The organism is Pantoea ananatis LMG 2665 (assembly GCF_000710035.2).
Taxonomy (GTDB): Bacteria; Pseudomonadota; Gammaproteobacteria; order Enterobacterales; family Enterobacteriaceae; genus Pantoea; species Pantoea ananatis.
This window is the reverse complement of the sequence record NZ_JMJJ01000016.1, coordinates 1-19,001: the sequence shown is the minus strand read 5'-3', so window position 1 is coordinate 19,001 and position 19,001 is coordinate 1. Positions and strand designations below refer to the sequence as shown.

14 protein-coding genes and 4 pseudogenes are annotated in these 19,001 nt (G+C 42.6%); 13 read left to right on the top strand and 5 right to left on the bottom strand.

The features are described 5' to 3' along the window. The first annotated feature begins 543 nt into the window (after positions 1–543). The 4 genes from EL29_RS21425 to EL29_RS21410 are packed head-to-tail and all read left to right on the top strand — an operon-like array spanning position 544 to position 5,368. Positions 544–1,065 (top strand): fimbrial protein, encoded by a 522-nt coding sequence (locus EL29_RS21425; protein WP_071999630.1) that lies wholly within the window; start codon positions 544–546, stop codon positions 1,063–1,065. A 37-nt stretch (positions 1,066–1,102) separates the two neighbouring features. Further along, positions 1,103–1,768 carry a fimbrial biogenesis chaperone gene (locus EL29_RS21420; RefSeq protein ID WP_028715571.1) on the top strand — a complete coding sequence of 222 codons (666 nt, stop codon included), beginning with the start codon at positions 1,103–1,105 and terminating at the stop codon, positions 1,766–1,768. 17 nt (positions 1,769–1,785) lie between these two features. Then, positions 1,786–4,341 (top strand): fimbria/pilus outer membrane usher protein, encoded by a 2,556-nt coding sequence (locus tag EL29_RS21415; RefSeq protein WP_050442540.1) that lies wholly within the window; start codon positions 1,786–1,788, stop codon positions 4,339–4,341. After that, a complete protein-coding gene (locus EL29_RS21410; RefSeq protein ID WP_235193321.1) occupies positions 4,277–5,368 on the top strand; it encodes a fimbrial protein in 1,092 nt (363 codons plus the stop codon). The genes EL29_RS21415 and EL29_RS21410 overlap by 65 nt, the downstream gene beginning before the upstream one ends. Positions 5,369–5,381: 13 nt before the next feature. On the opposite strand, the gene EL29_RS21405 is transcribed toward EL29_RS21410, so the two are convergent. Beyond that, positions 5,382–5,660, bottom strand: a complete 279-nt coding sequence (locus EL29_RS21405; RefSeq protein WP_152548273.1) for a YmdA family protein — start codon at positions 5,658–5,660, stop codon at positions 5,382–5,384. A gap of 1,367 nt (positions 5,661–7,027) precedes the next feature. Here EL29_RS21405 and EL29_RS21400 point away from each other — a divergent pair. From EL29_RS21400 to EL29_RS23180, 6 genes and pseudogenes are all read left to right on the top strand, one after another. Beyond that, entirely contained in the window at positions 7,028–7,813 is a 786-nt protein-coding gene (locus EL29_RS21400; protein WP_050442539.1) for a winged helix-turn-helix domain-containing protein, read from the top strand. Positions 7,814–8,731: 918 nt separating this feature from the next. After that, positions 8,732–8,989 (top strand): hypothetical protein, encoded by a 258-nt coding sequence (locus tag EL29_RS23190; protein WP_028715569.1) that lies wholly within the window; start codon positions 8,732–8,734, stop codon positions 8,987–8,989. Between the two features lie 249 nt (positions 8,990–9,238). Next, a pseudogene (locus tag EL29_RS23485) lies at positions 9,239–9,568 on the top strand (inverse autotransporter beta domain-containing protein). After that, a pseudogene (locus EL29_RS23550) lies at positions 9,532–9,933 on the top strand (inverse autotransporter beta domain-containing protein); the annotation flags it as partial. The pseudogenes EL29_RS23485 and EL29_RS23550, both read left to right, overlap by 37 nt. Next, positions 9,922–10,224: a hypothetical protein gene (locus EL29_RS23545; RefSeq protein ID WP_526023237.1), complete on the top strand. Its 303-nt coding sequence runs from the start codon at positions 9,922–9,924 to the stop codon at positions 10,222–10,224. The pseudogene EL29_RS23550 and the gene EL29_RS23545, both read left to right, overlap by 12 nt. Continuing rightward, entirely contained in the window at positions 10,225–10,455 is a 231-nt protein-coding gene (locus EL29_RS23180) for a hypothetical protein (protein ID WP_028715566.1), read from the top strand. A gap of 601 nt (positions 10,456–11,056) precedes the next feature. On the opposite strand, the gene EL29_RS21390 is transcribed toward EL29_RS23180, so the two are convergent. Further along, complete coding sequence (locus tag EL29_RS21390; RefSeq protein ID WP_028715564.1) at positions 11,057–12,094, bottom strand: tyrosine-type recombinase/integrase; 1,038 nt, start codon at positions 12,092–12,094, stop codon at positions 11,057–11,059. 759 nt (positions 12,095–12,853) lie between these two features. Between EL29_RS21390 and EL29_RS21385 the strand changes: the two genes are divergently transcribed. The 3 genes and pseudogenes from EL29_RS21385 to EL29_RS21375 form a co-directional block, all read left to right on the top strand. Further along, positions 12,854–13,891: a nucleoid-associated protein gene (locus EL29_RS21385; protein WP_019105958.1), complete on the top strand. Its 1,038-nt coding sequence runs from the start codon at positions 12,854–12,856 to the stop codon at positions 13,889–13,891. Next, positions 13,875–15,338 (top strand): hypothetical protein, encoded by a 1,464-nt coding sequence (locus EL29_RS21380; protein WP_028716090.1) that lies wholly within the window; start codon positions 13,875–13,877, stop codon positions 15,336–15,338. Before EL29_RS21385 ends, EL29_RS21380 begins: the two co-directional genes overlap by 17 nt. A gap of 310 nt (positions 15,339–15,648) precedes the next feature. After that, positions 15,649–16,172, top strand: a pseudogene (locus EL29_RS21375) (transposase); the annotation flags it as partial. A gap of 19 nt (positions 16,173–16,191) precedes the next feature. Here the strand turns inward: EL29_RS21375 and EL29_RS21370 are convergent. From EL29_RS21370 to EL29_RS21360, 3 genes and pseudogenes are all read right to left on the bottom strand, one after another. Then, positions 16,192–17,302: pseudogene (locus EL29_RS21370) on the bottom strand (IS3 family transposase). Positions 17,303–17,487: 185 nt separating this feature from the next. Next, positions 17,488–18,201, bottom strand: coding sequence for a 4'-phosphopantetheinyl transferase family protein (locus EL29_RS21365; RefSeq protein ID WP_024472081.1), 714 nt, complete (start codon positions 18,199–18,201; stop codon positions 17,488–17,490). Positions 18,202–18,343: 142 nt separating this feature from the next. Further along, positions 18,344–19,001, bottom strand: a 658-nt coding sequence (locus EL29_RS21360; RefSeq protein ID WP_029571494.1) for an IS3 family transposase, incomplete at its 5' end; no start/stop codon positions are given.

Genomic DNA, 19,001 nt, shown 5'->3' with positions numbered 1-19,001 from the left:
ACCTATTACGAAAATTTAGTTCTAGCAGTCAAGAATTTTATGAAGAAGCTCTAAGACGTCAATAAGAGATTAAATAATTACATGAATTAAATATGTAAAATTGTGCGCTGCAAAAAATTAAATAATTTATCTGTAACTTCCTGCTCCATTGGTAACCCATATCAGAAAGTTTAATACTTTCTTTCTGTTTATACAATCTTACCTATGCATACCTGCCGAATTAAGTTTAATTTTTTATAGTCTGCTTCTAAGTACAAAATTTCATTTATTCCTCAATCTTTTCCATAAGATTAATCTGCAGTATTGAAAATTATATGGTTTTTTGTTCTGTTGGATGTTTTTTTATGGTTTTTTAAACTGATTTTGTTTTGATTAAGGTTTTTTTTCAGAAAAAAACTTCAATTTTTTCTTTTGATGAAGTTGTTTTTCCTAAAACTGACATGGATACATTACGATTTTCTACTTGTTTGGGCATGCCAGGCTCTCTAGATACAAAAAATCAACATATCTAGAATGTTATTTACAATGTAAAAAGGAAGTTTAATGAAATATTTATCGATCATTGTCACTACGTTGATTTCTGCTTTAAACGCAAACTTTGCTACAGCGTATGACGGCACCATCAATTTTACAGGGAGCGTTACCGACACTGCTTGTACAGTAGACGCTGCTTCTGCGAATCAGACTGTTAATCTTGGTAATATTTCGTCGAGTTCGTTTGGCTCTGCAGGTTCGACTGCAGCAGCTACACGTTTCACGATTGATCTCACCGGATGCCCTGCTGCTGCAAAATCAGCCAGTGTCCGCTTCGATGGTACTGTTGCCAACGGCAACAGTTCGATTCTGAGCCTCAGTTCAGGACAGACTGCAACCAATCTTGGTGTGGGTATTTATCAACAGGACAGCTCGACTCTGATACCTATCGGATCTTCTACCCCATCAATACCTCTTACTTCCTCCGGAACTAATACGCTCACCTATATTGCAAAGTATTACGCCATTTCAACTCCAGTTGCAGCTGGTACTGCTAACGCGACCGCAACATTCACTATTGCCTATAACTGAACTAAATGAATTTTTCAGTATACGCTAGGGGATAACTATGCGTTTATTATTTGGACTCGGTTTGCTTGTTTTCTGCTCAGCCAGCTTCGCAGGGATTGAGATTGGCGGTAATCGAGTCATTTATGATGGCAGTTCAAAACAGGCATCCGTAAGTGTCACTAATCCGGATGACAGGCCTTATCTTATTCAGTCGTGGGTTAGCAAAAGTCTTGATGGGGACGTAGACGATGATACTTTTATCTCGACGCCCCCCCTTTTTCGCCTCGAGCCTCATTCGCAAAACTCAGTAAGACTTGTTTACACCGGAAAATCACTCCCTACTGATCGTGAATCAATGATGTGGCTCAGCATAAAGTCAGTGCCATCAACCAAGCGTGATGAAGCAAATCGGCTTTTTATAACTGTTAAAACAGTTATGAAACTTTTCTATCGGCCGCACGGGTTAAAGGGCGAACCTGCTACAGCTTATGAAAAACTGAATTTCTTCAAGCGTGGTGATCAAATTTATGTCGAAAATCCAACGCCATATCATGTTTCATTATATGAGCTTGTTATAGGGGATTTTCACGTAAATAAGCCTCTAACAATTGCTCCCTATCAGGAGCAGGTTGTTTTTGCATCTAACAAAAATGCTAAATCTGTTGTATGGCGTGCAATAAATGACTTTGGCGGAATTACTGAAACCAGAAAATCGAAAATCTGAGCAGGGCTGGAATTAAAATGCGGGTGCTTTTTTTTCAACTTATACCCCACAAAAGATTTCATACTGCAGTATGGATGACACTTTTATTTATTTATTCGCAACCATCTTACTGTGCTGACTATTTTGACCCCGAATCAATTGAAAAGCGAAATGGAGAAACAGCCATAGATCTTTCGACTCTCGAGCGCCCAGGGGGACAGCTTCCTGGGCGATATCACGTCGAGATATACCTCAATGGAACATATGTATCTGAAAAAATCATTAATTTTATTATAAAAAATGATATTCTCACTCCCGACATAACTAAAAATGAGCTGGTAGAGTGGGGAGTCCAGGAAAATGCAACCTCTGCCTTTATGCACCTTGCGGGCAGTAATTTCGCCAGCCCTCCTGAAAAGTATCTTCCTGAAAGCCTCTTTAGCTATGACTCAAGTCAACAGAGGCTTGATATCAGTATACCACAGGAATATATCAAACCAGCCGTTCAAGGCGTAGTTCCACCGGAAGAATGGGATGATGGAATGAATGCATTTTTCTTTAATTATGCATATTCGGGTGCAAGCAACCGAAGCGATTATAGAGAAGGTAGTAGATATAATAATTATTTAAATCTACGCAGCGGTATGAATGTAGGGGCATGGCGTTTTCGGAATTATTCTACATGGTCGGACTCTCAGTCATCAGGAAAGTGGAACAGCCTAAATACATATCTTCAAAGAGATATAAAAGTTCTCAAAGCACAAGTTGTTGCTGGTGAAAGCTACACATCTTCCGAGGTATTCGACAGTTTCGCTTTCACTGGTGTACAGCTTTTCTCTGACGAAAATATGCAGCCGGAAAGCCTGAGGGGATTTGCACCTGTCGTAAGGGGAATTGCACACAGTAATGCGCGTGTTACCATCCATCAGGATGGGAACATTATATATCAGGCCTATGTTCCTCCTGGCCCATTTGCCATAGCTGACCTCTATCCTACTTCTTCAAGTGGAGACCTTCATATATCGATACGTGAGGCTGATGCAACTGTGCGCCAGTTCACTCAGGCATTTTCTGCAGTACCAATCATGCTGAGGGAGGGTCGTTTTAAATACTCTCTCACGGCAGGAAAGTACCGCACCACCGCAGACAACCACATTAGTTCGCGTAATCCTGAGTTCCTTCAGGCAACGGGTATCCTTGGGCTATCTCATGCAGCAACATTCTATGGTGGAACAATCATATCGAAGAACTATCAGGCAGCCGTATTCGGCTTGGGAAAGGGACTCGGAGAAGTTGGTTCAGTATCTCTCGATAGTACATTTGCAACAACTAAGCTTGTTAGCCAGGACAGCCGAGGATCTTCTGTTCGCTTTCAGTATTCGAAAGATTTTGCCGAAAGTGGTACTACATTGACCCTTGCAGGATACCGGTATTCAACGTCCGGATACCTTGATTTCAGCGAAGCTAACGGTTTTTATGATTCGCTTCCTCAGAAACGAACATTTGAAGATAAGACTTTCTCAGAACTTGAAATTGAGCAACGTACATATGCACGGTGGCGCTTCCAACACAATAAACGAAGCAGGGCCCAGCTCAATATTAACCAGACGATGGGAAATTATGGCAGTCTATTCCTCTCTGCATTTCAGCAACAGTACTGGGGTGTCAGCCGAAAGGAAAGTAATTTAGCAATTGGATATAACATCAACAAAGACAGCATCAACTATTCATTTAATTTTTCATTGGCTGCATCTCCATACTACAATCAGACTGACAGATTGATGTCAGTGGCCGTTCAGATCCCCTTGGATCGCTTTTTACCTAAAAGCCAGCTCAACCTTTCCTCCAATCAGGCCGGTCAGAGTGGAACCGTATCTTCTGTTGGCATTTCGGGTAGCGCACTGGCCGACAATAAACTTAGCTACAACCTACAGCAGGGCTACAGTAGTGGTGGAAACGAAACTACGGGTAGTGCATCGGCAGATTATAAGGCCAGAAACGGTGAATATACGGTTGGCTATAACTACACCCGGTATTCCCAACAGTTTAATTACAGCGCCATGGGCGGAGTAGTTGTTCACCCCTATGGTATTACTCTCTCTCAACCTCTGGGGGATACGTTTGCCCTGGTCAGAGCAGAGAGAGCTTCGGGCATAAAAGTTGAGAATAACTCCGGTATATATACAGACGGTAGAGGGTATGCTGTCGTCCCTTATCTCATGCCTTATCAGCGAAATTCAATAAAACTTAATACGGATACAATCTCTGACCGCGTGGATATCATTACTGATACACGTTTTAAAGCTCCCGGCCAAGGCGCAATTGTTCTGGCAGATTTTCCAACCCAATTTGGGCAGAAAATGATGTTGACACTGGACTCGCGTTTTTCGATTCCACTTGGTGCTTCGGCCACCGTTACTAATGGCCTTCACACGTCTTCAGGAATGATAAATGGACGACATCAGGTCTACCTTAGTGGCATACCAGAGAAGGGGGTCGTGCATGTTAAATGGCAGGGTGGAAGCTGTAATGCAAAATACGCTGTCGATGCACGAAGAACTGAAATTCAGCTTATTAACTCGCACTGCCATTAGAAGGACAAATAGTATGAGAAATTGGTCGTGGACTGGCCTTTTTGGCGTTATTTTTTGGTCTATTGCTGCCGATGTGAAGGCTTTTGATTGTAATAAACTAACTTCTGGACTCACTGTTACTCCCCCAGATTTGATAATTCAGAAAGATCTTCCAGTAGGCTCACCTATAGGACAAGAGGTAGTGTCCGGAGTTGTACCTATTTTTAACTGTTCAGATGAACCAGGTCCGGCCATAACTAAGCAAGAATTTGGTGTAAAGGGCTTAGATTATGTAATGACGCTGCATGGAAGACGTATTTACAGCACAAATATTCCGGGCATTGGTTACGCAATTGGTATCACATCAGTAAGTAACTGTGGCAATACCTTATTTGTAGATGGATATGGTAGCATTGATGGTGACCCTAACAACCGTTCTGTATGCGTAAACGAAGGCAGTAAACATACCAATCAGCCTATTACTGCACAGGCACGTATTCAGTTCTACAAAACGGCACAAAACACTGGTTCAGGAAGGCTCGAAAAATCGATGGCAGGTGCCTTCATACTTCGCAATCAGGGTAATTATCTTTTAGCAGCGGATATAAGAATTGGCCGCTTTAATGTCAAAACCATTGGATGTAGTGTATTAAATACTGTGATAGCGGTACCTATGGGAAAGGTTGAAAAACGTGCATTTGGTGGGAAAGGTACCTGGCCAGGTGATGCTAATACACGTGAATTTAAAATCGATTTAAATTGCGACTTAAACACCAAAATATATTTCAGGATCGATGGCAGCGCGATGGATGCATCGAAAGGTATACTGACCCTTTCGGGAGGGAACGGAAGCGCTACAGGTGTAGGTATACAGCTTTTGTTCAAAGATAAACCACTACCTCTTACAGAAGAAGTTGATAATGGCATAGCTAATGATCCTTCCAATTCCTATCTGGTGCCACTCAAGGCTCGTTACTATCAAACAGGAGGTACAATTACACCGGGAACAGCCAACGCCACTGCCACCTTCACAATTATTAACAGGTGAATAACCAACTAATTTAATTGTAAGTGATAACCATATCAAGCCGATTGCTTGTAAATCTTATTTTGATATACCCAAGTTTATAAGGTATTTCATGGGCATATTGATCAAATCTGTAGTGTTGTTCTTGAAATGTTCCGCTTCGTAGGCAATGTACTGATGCCTGCCTTGCAATGACGTCAACAGCACAAGCTGGTTCAGTAACTGCGCCAATGAATATCAACGTTCCAGAGAATGCATTTGGTAAGCTGAATAATATAATGCTCATAAGTGGAATGATAAATAGTTTTTTCACAAAGAACTCCCATGGTAAGCATGTAGATTAAGGGTTTAAAATCATATACCTTTAGTAAAATTTTACTCGAGCCCTTAACTTCTCTCCGGCAATAAATAATGATGTAAATAGTTGAGCTATCTCATATCAGAGTTTTATCCTGAAGAATAAATTATGACGGGCAAGTTATCAGTATTCTCCGATGGAAGGAGGCGGGTTTAGGTCCAGTAAATCTGACACTCGCACGTTATTGCTGACGCCAGTTCTTATATCCAGCTCTAGAAGTCTCGCCTAAAGGATGAGCTAAGTGCAGTGGTGTAAGCTTACTCTAGAGAAGTTCGCCCGCTTCAGGAGTTGTCCGCTGAAACCATGCTGGATCTGTCGCATAATAAGTCCGAGATTTTTGGCCTGAGACCACAGGCTCTAAATCGTTAATGTTATGTATGAGGCTATGGTGTTCTCCCGCGCAGACAAGCCGATATGAGATTCATCCACCTCATACATATACTCATTTCTCAGCACGCACCACAGAACTATCTTTAATCATGTGTTCTGCGAGAGCAATTTTTGAAAACATTCACTTTATCGAAGATTTCTTACTATGATAGTAACCTGACATGAGCCATAATTAATCTGCTACACGATATGCTAATCATGTTTAGAGCAAAGAACGGAACTGCAAATAATAAAAAAGAGCAAGCCTACGCAAAAATATTGATTGCAAGCTTGAATTGTCGCTTTGGGGATCAATATTAGATTGAGCACGGATTTATCAATGTTCTCCACAACTTCAGTTATTAGTGAGTGAAGGCAGGACTGTAACTACTTTTGATCTCATGTATACATGCATCATCAGACGCAGACTACTGTAATTTGCTAAAATTCAAATCTGTAGGTAGTATTCCTATATGGTTTGCAAGGTTCTATCATGTAGTCAATAGTTCTAATGTATGTTATTTGACCAGATAAAGAATAAATAATAAAGTCTGTTCAGTCAAATTTATTACAAATTTTTCCTATCATTAAATAATGCTAATGTTTCTTTATGATGTTAAGCATTTACCCACCGTCCTTTCAAGTAAACACTTTTAGCCCTTTAAAAAGAATCTCTTGATAATGTAAAATTCAATTTTAAGCGGAGACAATAAATTGTTAAGTTAATTTTCGTGCTTAGTGTGAGGTGTATGTAGTTTTTTATGCTACAAATCATCAAAACTATAACAAATTTAATTTTTTATAAACATTAAGTTTTCTGTGGTTTTTTTTTATAATGAGGTGTTTTTTTTAAATGAAAAATAAATCTATGTAAGTAAATATTGTTATTGACAGCTATCATAATGGTGTTTAAATGCTTATGTAGTTTAGGAATTGGACAGGAGGTTCTTGAAATGCCAAAATATTTAATAAATAATATTGTTGTTTTTGAATCAGAAAAGAAAACGTTGCAACTGCTAAATGATGAGGAAAGTATTTATACCCTATCTAACCCAGCGACAAGATTATTAATGCAATTCATTAAGTACGGGAATGAGCCAATCGAGCGTGATATTTTATTAAAAGAGACATGGGAAGACTACGGATTTAGAGCTTCTAATAGCAATTTAAATACTTATGTTAGCGAATTGAGAAAAGCATTTAAATCCTTAGGAGAGAATAATCTGATTATAGCTACCTTACCAAAACATGGGTTTCAATTTGTAGCTCAGGTCAAAGAGCTTCCAGTATATGGTTTAGAGCTTGATAATGAATTAATGAAGAACATGGATCTGAAACGAAATTCTTACATGGAAAGCGAGGATATAATATCAAGCGAAAGTAATATTTTTTTATGCAATAAAATAATAAGAAGTAAGTATTTTTTTGTCTTTTCGTTATTATCAGTCTTGGTGTTCTCATTATGCATTTCGCAATTTTATTTTAAAATGAAATCGAATCATAATTTGCATGATATGTTGTTATTTTCTGGTGTTAAAGATGGCTGCATTTTAATTTTGAAAAGTCAAAGTAAAAATTACGATTCTGAAGATTTAACAAACATACTGGATAAATTTGTAAAAGAGAACCTACTTACTTGTAATAATTCTAATGACAATGAATGTGTGAAAAAAAACAACATAAAAGAGATTAATATCGATAATCACCTTTTCGAGATATGTACAATAACAGAAAACTGACAATTTGAATTTCCTTATCGGGATATCACTTTTTTAAGCTGTAATGGAGAGTTTTTTACAGGGAAGTTTCTTTGAAGTTAAATTTTTCTAGATCTGGTCTCGGTGTTAGTTTGACTGAATTAATGGCTATGCTCGATTTGATATGCTCTGGAAAATGATTTTTAATTTAAATCTTAAGGTTGATGTTTAAAAATCATGAGCTAAATAATAAGTTTAATTTTTACTTAAGTGAATAATCTTCATTGAATGACTCATGGGTAATTAATTAAATACAATGCAGGTTGTTCTGTGTTTTTTTATTAAGCCTTTGTGCGAATCTCTTTTCTAAGAGGGGGTTTGTGTTTGGTCAGAAAATGATTCGATGGTAAATTAATTATATAATAAGAGCTTCAATCTTTCTAGTGTAAAAAACTATATTTCACATAAGTGAAATATCATGTGTGCGTTTAATGAAAAACCCCCGTTATAAAAGTCGTTGATTACTTCAAAGAGTCTTACGAACATCTTTGCTTTTCGTATGAATCGGAGTAAAACGCGGTAATTTTTTGAATTTAATTTGCCGGATTTGATAATAAATGTTTAGCGAGATAAGAATATTCGCATCCGCCATGGATATCTGTAGTCAAAGAATCGGCGGTTTTTTTGCGATGGGAGTCTGCAGTGGTAACATGTTTTTTTGCAATGTCATCTGTGACCATGGAAATATAATCTGTCGACGACTAATATAACCGACGTCACAGGCAATACTTTCTGCGAAAGAACTAACAGCAATAATTCGCTGTTTTTTGATTATGTTTTGTTCTCCACATTGCTTTCCTAAGTTAACTATCTCCGAACTCAGGGGAGCTATATTTCTTTGGTTAATATAATGCCTGCCCTGTGAGTATCCGGTTAATTCATTTGTAGGGATGAATAAAAATGAAACGTGAATACTCATCGCAGCCGCATGCTGGTTCTACGATCTCTCTTGTCCTGCGCCTGATTACTTGGCTTAATATTTCCATACATGTGGCCTTTCCCTTGGCGGTGGCCTTCACCCCGGTTATGGCAGGGGCCGGCGAGCAGCATTTTCTGCAGCAGCCTGCGCCACTTTTCGCGATGCCCACGGAGGCTTACGCTCTGGGTCCCGGCGAGACAAATGCTTCCGTTGAAAAAAAAATTTCACCTCACACCTGAACAACTGCGCGAACTCATTCAGTTCCGTACCTTTGCCCGCGGCCTGAACGACTTGCGCCCCGGGGATGACGTGGATGTGCCGTTGGTAACTGTAAATGATAAATTAATCATTTCCTTCGCGGACTCGTCTATAACATATGAGAATAAAAACGCGGGTACTGAGACGAAACAGGCTCGATAGGCGGCAGGTTATGCCCCCGGGCCGGAAGCTTCCTGTCCAATAGCGCAAAAAGTGATGCTGCCGCTTCTATGGCCCGGGGCATGGCCATAGGCGAGGCCTGTGAGGCCCTTCAACAGTGGCTGAGCCATTTCGGTACGGCGCGCGTACAGCTGAATGCTGACAAACATTTATCTCTCAGGGACTCGCAATTTGACCTTCTAATGCCGTTGTATGACTAGGGCGATTAAATGGCCTTCTCCCAGACCAGCCTTCACCGTACTGACGGGCGAACCCAGGCTAACCATGGTGTCGGCCTGCGTCACTACTGCCATGCTGGGCGGAAACCTGTTTGGGGACGACGATCTGTCCCGTGCTCACGCGTATGGGCTTTAGGCTGGAATACTGGCGTGATTTCCTGAAGCTGAGTGCCAACGGCTATATGCGCCTGACGAGCTGGAAGGACTCTCCAGATCTGGCTGACTATTCCGAGAGACCAGCTAACGGCTGTGATATCCGGGCGCAGGCCTGTGTGCCGGCCCTTCCACAGCTCGGCGGTAGGCTCACTTATGAGCAGTGCTATGGTAAAGAAGTTGCTCTGTTCGTGACGGATAAGCGTCAGAACAATACGCACGCCGTTACGGCCGGGGTTAACTACACCCCGGTGCCGCTTTTTACCGTTGGGGTTGAGGAACGTCAAGGGTAATCAGGAAAAAGCGACACCCGGCTAACGATGGACATGAATTACCAGCTCGGGGTGTCGTGGCACGCCCAGATGGATCTAGGTGCCGTAGAGACGATGCGCACCCTGAGGGGTAGTCGGTATGACCTGGTTGAGCGCAATAACAATATCGTGCTCGAATATCGTAAGAAAGAGGTGATTCGACTGCACGCGGCGGAACTGGTAACCGGTCATGGCGGGGAGCAAAAGTCCCTGGGGGTGTCGGTGATCTGTAAATACGGCCTTGATCGCATCGACTGGGACGCGACCCCCCTAAGCGCGGCCGGCGGTTTAATTGTGCAGAACGGTACAGATTACGTGGTGGTGCTGCCTGAATATCGGACGACGGCTCAGTAAGTGAACACCTACACTGTCAGCGGAGTGGCGGTGGATACGAAGGATAACCGCTCTGAAGAAAGTGACATCCAGGTAACTGTACTGGCCCCGGTAGTTGACAAACAGACTTCGACCTTCACGTCGCCGGGCAGCGAGTTGCCTGCAGACGGGAAGAGCACGCAGGTGCTGACCCTGACTCTGCAGGATGAAAGCCATCAGGCGGCGGACGTTGATGTGAATGAAATCGGCTGAAAGTCAGCGAAATGAAAAGCGCCTCGGTGTCAGCTCTGACTCGAGAATCAGCTGGCGTGTACACCTTGACGGTGACGGCAGGTACGGACAATGAAACGGTGACGCTGAAGCCTTCTGTGAGGGGCGTTAAGATTTCCCCTGCCAGTCTGGTTATCAGTAGCATCATCCCGGATGCGGGACAGTCGCTGTTTACGGCGAGCCCGGAGACTATCCTTGCCGACGGTGTGGCCAGCTCCACGCTTACACTGATCGCAAAGAATTCGCGGGGTAAACTTCTGACAGGCCTGAAGGACGGGCTGAATTTCTTAGTGAAGAGCAGCGGCGGTAAGTTGCCGGCTGCAGGCACGCTTACGAAAAGTACTATCTCGGAGAGACGTAGCTAGGCGGTTAACCGTTGGCTTCAGATAGCGGAAACTGTAGATGCTTTTTACTTTGCTTTAATGTGCGTTTCATTCAAAATCCTCAGTAACTCCCATCCTTTCATAAAACTGTAGCGTTGAGCATTTGAATCTACAGCTGCGTACTTCTCAAAGCTGTCGGACTCAGATACAAAAGCTAAAGGAATGCTGAGGAATAAAAGAAAATTTTCATTCTGGCCGACTCACCTTCTCACGTGGTCATCCATAAAATCAACCATGGCGCCTGCATGAGCATCAACATGCCGGATATAGCGCATCACAGTTTCTGCCTTTTTCCAGGTGCCTTCCTGCATAATCTGTACAGTACTGTATTTTTTTGTGGCCATGTCGATGGCAGCACCCACTCGGGTACTGTGTCCTGACCATCCCCGGTACCGGTTTTTATTGGGTTTAACATCCGCAGCGGGACCCGCCTCGTGCCAGGCGCGGGCAAAAATATCTTCCATTGCACGTGTGGAAAGCGGCCTGTCGGTACTGATTTTCGCTCGATTGGTGCGGTGAACGGGGGAGAATATAAAGGCATCAGGCTCGTTAATCAGGCCCGACGCGTTCAGCCATTCTCTCAGGCGTTGCGTTGAAAGTGCGCCCAGTCCTTTGATAAGCCCCCCGGTCATCACAATGGTTTTCGTCCAGCCGACATCCAGCACAATTCTTCCGTCTGAAGCATGTGAAACATCACGTACGCGGAGACGTCCCAGTTCGCTCACCCGAAGCAGTGTGGAATAGCCCACGTGTAAAAATGCCAGGTCGCGCTGGTGCTGCAGAGAATCTGACCCCGACCATCTGGTATCAAGCGTGAGAAGATCGGTCAGACGAAAGGGTATTGCCTGGCCTGTGCGCTCGCCACTAACCACAGCAGTCCGGCTAATTTTCTTCATTGCCCGAAAAACTAAGGGTGAAGCATGGGGAGGAGTCAGCCCTGCGTTACGGTGTAACATGCTGATAAGAGCGAGGTGTGTACCTATAGTCGAAGATGCCCGTCCGTTTGCCTGCAGCCACATAAGATAATCACGCAGGCATTCGGGTTTCATGGGCAGAAAGGTGCGGCCGTACTCCTTCGCCCAGCCGGCGCAGATCCGCATCACGCTGAGCAGCTGCCGCCAGGTATTGTCAGAAAAGGCCTCTCGGTCCTGAACAAACGCCTGGAGCTGCGCCACCACGTCAGCCTGGCCGGGCAGCTGAGCATCAGATACGGGTAAATGTGGTCTGAAATCGTCCATTTTTATCCTTTCAGGAGACAGCGCTACGTGAATTCTGTAAGAGAAGCAGGGGAGAAACCCTGCAGATTTTACGTAGCGATGCCTGTTAATTTGTTCACACAGGCCTGAAGATTTCATGCGCGGTTGTGATCTTCAGACCGGATCCCATGATACAGGGATTCGCTGCCGGATCCTAACTTCATATAAGGTCAATTATATGAAGTTAGGCGTGCAAGGTTAGTAACCAGAAAGAGGCGGGGCGCCCCGAGCGCGTAAGGTTCAAAAAACACCTATTCACAGAACAGGCGCCCGAACGAAGGCGTTTTGGGTACCGGCGCATCTGGCAGTTATTAAGTCGAGAGGGCCTATAACGAGTCCAGACCTCATTCATCGCTGAAATACCAGACGCCGGCTGAATTTGCAGCAAGCTGGAGAAATGGAAAATTAGAAGGTAAACAAACTGACATTACTAACTGAGCTTTGTATCTAATCTTGGGGGCAGGTCACAGGCATAATCATTTGAAAGCATTCTCATTACCTCGAGCTACCGTGATAATTTGACATAAGGAATGGTTTTAAATGTGAAGCTCTAAGAGGTATAAGCCTAATTGAACTTTTTTAATTTTAAACCTTTACAATTGAGATGTGTATTTTCATAACCATCTGAATAATATGTTTTTTTGTTTTAATTTTATCTATTGCTGCATGATTTTTTTTGAATTATCATTAGGCTTGATAACGTATTGGGACTGATTTTTATTACTTTACACAGGCAAATAAATGAGCTTACTAACTGAAGAAGAAATTCAGCAACTCACTATTAATAAGATGATATTTCATGTTGTAGGTAAAGGATTAACTGCCCCTATAACTTTGAAAGAAATAACCCCATTGATTTATAATGAATTTTTTCTGGCGAGGATAAAAAGCAGTCTCAAAGGGAATCTTTTCAAATTTAAGGCTAATTCTAACGTTGAAAGAATTCTCAGGATTATGAGTGAAATAAATAAGCACCCGAAAACGAATTTCACTGAAGAATCCAAGCAATTAGCGGTAGACTTTCACACTAAACATAAAGGAAATGCTAGTAAAGGTGCTTTCTTTGTTTTTGAACTTAATTCAGGTGTTAAACGTTTTTATGCATTACTTAAGTACGAGAATGATGAAGTAGTAAGATATTATCTTGATGCAAACAAGAAAAATTACAAACCAAAATTAGAGTTTTTTACCGAGTCATTTACACGTAAAGCTGACTCTATTCAGAAGGTTGCATTGGTAAAACTCGACCCAGTACAGGGTGGAGATATCACTGTTCTTGACCGAAGTAATCGGGCGCATATATCAGAATATTTCGAGGGTTTTTTAGAGGTTAAGCGTTCAAATTCTATAGTTGACCTTAATGTAAAATTGCTTGATGCTTTAAAAGATGTATTCAAAGAAAATCGCTCATTTCTCCCGGAGCATGTTGCCACAGATGGTGTGAAAAGAATATATAAACACTTAGGGACTAAAGAGTTTTCATTTGATACAGTTGATCCTGATACAACTCTAACGGCAATATTTGGTCCACTCGATGACATACCAAAAATCAAGGAGGCTTTTAATAAAAAAGTGAAGGAGTCAGGGTTTCTCGGTGAGTCATTTCAGGTTAAACCAGAATACATAGAAAAACCAGCAACCTATAAATGGGTTACAAAAGAGGGTGTTACAATAATCTTTGACGATAACTCTAAAGTTCAGCGCAAACCATTGCCTAATGGTAAATATGAAATAAAAATCATAACTACAGGATTAAAACAGGATGATTTCAATTCTTAAACTTATTGATAAGGCGATTAGCTCTACAAGACTTTCTGACCCGCTGTCAACAGTGACTGAAACATATGATGAAGTCAATCAGTCTGCAATCGTTATTGGAACAATGACGAAAATATGTCTCAATAAATGGCAGAATATATATGATCACAAAAAAAAAGATTGGCTAAATTTTAGTTTTAAGGACTCATTTGATGATTATGTTGAGCCTAAGAAGGCTTGCCCAGGTACTGAATGCACGGTATACCTAAGTTTTAAACAACATAAAAACTCTTATTACTTCCTTTCGATTGAAGGTTGGTCTGATTTCTTGGCTGATTCTACTTCGCCATATAATTGTAGCAATGTTTTCTTACTGGGTTTAACCTCTGGCTTCAGTACCAATTCTTTTGCTGTACATCCATGGTTGTCTGAACCAGTGGAAGGTGAAGATGGTGAAAAAAATGTCAAGTTGAAAGTTCGCCATTTCGTGAAGGTGTCTACATTTGGCATTGAATTTCCGGCTAATATATCACCATGGATGATAATGGACAATGTTGATATTAAAAACCCTTATTTTGATGAGTGGAAAATATCAGCTGTAAGGAACCTTCTTTTAACAATTGTTAATGAAGTGGATAAGATTGATGAAGAATTATATGTAAAAATAAGTGGTAAACCACCAAAGAACTTGTTATTTACTCCAAGTAATGCTCCAATCCATATCTATCCCGTCCTCAATGAAATAGTAAGGTGGATCTATTTAGCAGGTGATGAAATCGAGATAAAACACACACTTTTTACATGTGAGCTTGCTCGTGAATGGCCTGAGACTGTTGCATACGAAACTGGGATCGTTAAGAAAATGAATTCTGCTTTTGAATCAGCACGCCTCCTTTACAGGGCTCATTTACTTTCGGCTAGTAAAGAAACGTTGAAAACGCTAGGTGACCTGAGAAAGAATTTGGTAGAAGAAGTTCAGAAGATTGTACAACAGACAAAAGATATTGCTAGCACTTTATGGAAAGATCTCGCACTTGTTCTTGCAACTATAGTTTTTAAATATGCCATGGATAATTCCAGAATGGCTGGAAATAGTCATGTTTATGGTTATGTTTTTATAGCACTTTCAATTTATATTTTATTATCAACCTTCATAACATTGAGAATCAATACCAAGCATATTGCCATAATGAATGAGAGTCGGGAGGTGTGGAAGAGTAAGCTATATTCATTTCTCGATGAGGACGAATATAACAAAATTGCAGGATCTGCATTGAATAAGTCATTTTTTGAATATAAAATTATAGCAAGTATTATAAAATCTATTGCGTTTTCAATGTTTTTCTTCCTTATCATAATGGGAATTGATATCATATTTGGATGGGGATGGCTTTGCGACTTTATTGAAAATACCAAGTCATGCATTTCTAATTACTTATATTTTTTAAAACTAGCAATTGGAGGTTGAATTAACATTTTCGTTTTTTGAAATATAATACATGATATGAAAGCTGAGGTCGCATATACAACGATTTGAGACAGTTATCACCAGATTGTATATCTATTAACGCGGCTGACAACGCTATTTAAATTTTGCGAAAGCCGCAGGTGAGGAGCCAGTGATGCCATCTGAGTACGTAAAGGAATACCTTATTTAACTATTCTGGGCTTGAGGGAAGTACATAATTAAAATTATAATCAAAAAGTTCAAAATGTGAATCGCCACGGGTTTAACAGACACCTCAGAGTCATTTAAGATGACTTAAAGAGAGGTGCCCATGAGCGGTAAGCGTTATCCAGAAGAGTTTAAAATTGAAGCAGTCAAACAGGTTGTTGATCGTGGTCATTGTGTTTCCAGCGTTGCAACACGTCTCGATATCACCACCCACAGCCTTTACGCCTGGATAATGAAGTACGGTCCGGATTCTTCCACTAATAATGCACAGTCGGATGCTCAGGCCGGGATCCGCCGTCTTCAGAAAGAGCTGAAGCGGGTCACCGACGAACGGGACATATTAAAAAAAGCCGCGGCGTACTTCGCAAAGCTGTCCGACTGAGGTACGCCTTTATCCGCGACAACAGCCGTTGTTGGCCTGTTCACCTGCTCTGTCGGGTTCTGGATGTACATCCGGGTGAATTTTATTTCTGGCTTCAGCAGCCACATTCACAGCGCCACCATGCAGACCAGATGGTGACCGGGCAGATCAAACAGTTCTGGCTTGAGTCTGGCTGCGTCTATGGTTATCGCAAAATCCATCTCGATCTTCGTGATACCGGGCAGCAGTGCGGAGTGAACCGGGTCTTGTGTAAGCACACCCGTTTTAGTTCCACGCACTTTTTGAGGTTTCCGGTTTTTCGGCCATCAACCGGTACTCCTCCGGCGTCAGGTTATTCAGGGATTCATGAGGCCGCTCGCTGTTGTATTCCATCAGCCAGCGACTTCTGATTTCCCGGGCTTCATTCAGCGTTCTGAACAGGTAAAAATCCAGGATTTCTGTTCGGTACGTCCGGTTAAACCGTTCGATAAAGGCGTTCTGCGTTGGTTTTCCCGGCTTGATAAATTCCAGCATCACTCTGTGCTCTTCAGCCCACTGTGCCAGCGTCAGTGAGACCAGTTCTGGTCCGTTGTCCATCCTCAGTTTCAGTGGATAACCCCGGTTTGCCACGATTCTGTCCAGCACCCTGACCACCCGCTGTGCCGGGATATTCAGATCAATTTCTATGGCGAGGGCCTCGCGGTTAAAGTCATCAACCACATTAAAGGTCCGGAAGCGTCTGCCGCAGACCAGCGCATCATGCATAAAATCGATGGACCAGCTCTGGTTAAGCGCTTCCGGCGTAGCCAGTCGCGCCGGGTTACGTGCGGGTAAACGCTGTTTTCCCTTGCGACGAAAATTCAGTTTCAGCAGGCAGTAAATCCGGTGAACGCGTTTATGGTTCCAGGTGTTACCCTGCCTGCGCAGCAGCTGGAACAGCTTTTTGAAGCCGTATCGCGGGTAGCGCTCTGCCAGCTCAGTCAGCACCTGGATCACCGGTTCATCACGCCGGGTATCGGGCTGGTAAAAACAGACCGTCCTGCTCAGCGATAACGTCCTGCAGGCCTGGCGAATGCTCATGGTAAATTGCGCAGTCAGGTAACCGACGAGCTCACGCTTTATCGCTGGTTTTAAAGCTTTTTTTCGATAACGTCTTTCAGTGCCCGGCATTCAAGGCTGAGATCAGCAAACATTTGTTTTAATCGCCGGTTTTCATCCTCCAGGTCTTTCATCTTCTTGATATCAGACGCTTCCATACCGCCAAACTTCGCTTTCCAGTTGTAATAGCTGGCTTCAGAAATACCGGCTTCACGGCAGACATCCTAACGGTATGTCCGGCTTCGACGGACTTCAGAACGGCAATGATCTGGTGTTCGGTGAATCGGGCTTTACGCATGGTGATCTCCTCACAGGACATAATCAGTATGTCGGAAGATCTCTAAAAGTGAATGGTCCGGTTTGTCGGGGTACTTACAAGAACAGTAGCAACAGGATATAGAGAGCACAAAAAACAATCATAAATTAAATCATCAAATCTAGAACATCCCCCTAAGAGCTTTACTAGGTCAGCAAAGAAAACCTTCAGGCTACCACTGTAATAACTCTGCCATCTGAAATACTATAATAGCCCTCTATACGAGAACCTGTAATGCGATTACGCGAAAGGTTTTGGGTCAATTCTAATGTTATCTTCTTATTTGAAGTATCGATTCTGCAAACTTTAGCTGCATCAAAATTGAAGAAGCGCCCAACTTCAGGGTAGAGCGCTTTAAAAAGACTCTCTTTCACGGAAAAGATGAGTAATAACGCAGTAGTATAGTCAATGCCGCTGTCTGAAAGAACATACTTTTCATCCGCCGACACAAACATGTCTGCTGTATCCCTCATTGTTTCCGGAGCAAAAAACTCTATGTCAACACCAGGTGTCATACCCGATTTCTTTGGAGCAATTACTGCTATGGAGCATTCATCAGAGTGCGACAAACTTCCGCACCACTCAGATGGCCAAACCGGAGAGCGGTTTGATGACGTCCCTGGTGTTTCGTTACAACCAAATAGCCTGAGAGCTTTTTGTGCAGCATAACGTGCTGCAAGATATTCAGCTTTTCGTTTCACAACGGCCAGAATCAGTTGATTCGGAAAAGGAATTGAAAATTCAGTAAAAAGTTCGTCATCATATTGCTCAACTGAAAATTTAACCTGACAATAAAACATAGACGGAAATGGTTCAACCCAACCCATGTTAATATTTTGGATGAAAGGAGGGGCGGAGTCACTTTTCGTTTCAGTAAACATAAAATCTATCAATTATTTGTAATATTTTAAACAGAAGTACAATTATACCTTACCCACTGTACATTTCATAGACTGGCCTCAGGGGGATATTTTTTTAGAATGACACATGATGTTGACCTGCCCCCAGAATTAAATACAAGGCTCAATTAGTAATGTCGGATCCTTCACTCTCAGAATTACCCTTTCTCCAGTTCGCTGCAAATTCAGACGGCGTCTGATAATTCAGCGTGGAGTGCGGACGACATTCGTTATAATCCTGACGCCATTCGCTGATGGTTTTCCTGGCATGACTGACGTCGCTGAACCAGTGTTCATTCAGGCATTCATCGCGAAAGCGTCCGTTAAAACTCTCAATAAATCCGTTCTGTGTCGGCCTGCCGGGCTGGATAAGTCGCAGCTCAACTCCATGCTTAAAGGCCCACTGATCGAGTGCGCGGCAGGTAAACTCCGAGCCCTGAACGGTTATTATCGTAGCAAGTCGCAGCTCCACGCCATGCTCAAAGGCCCACTGATCGAGCGCGCGGCAGGTAAACTCCGGGCCCTGATCGGTTCTTATCGTAGTCGGATAGCCGCGAAACCGAGCAATGCTGTCCGGAATACGCGTGACCTGCTCGCCTGAAATCCCGAAGGCAACAGTGACCGTCAGACATTCCTTTGTTAAGTTATCGACGCAGGTAAGGCACTTGATCCTGCGACCGGTGGCCAGCGCGTCCATAACGAAATCCATCGACCAGGTCAGGTTGGGTGCCGCCGGGCGGAGCAGCGGAAGCCGCTCAGTCGCCAGACCCTTGCGACGACGC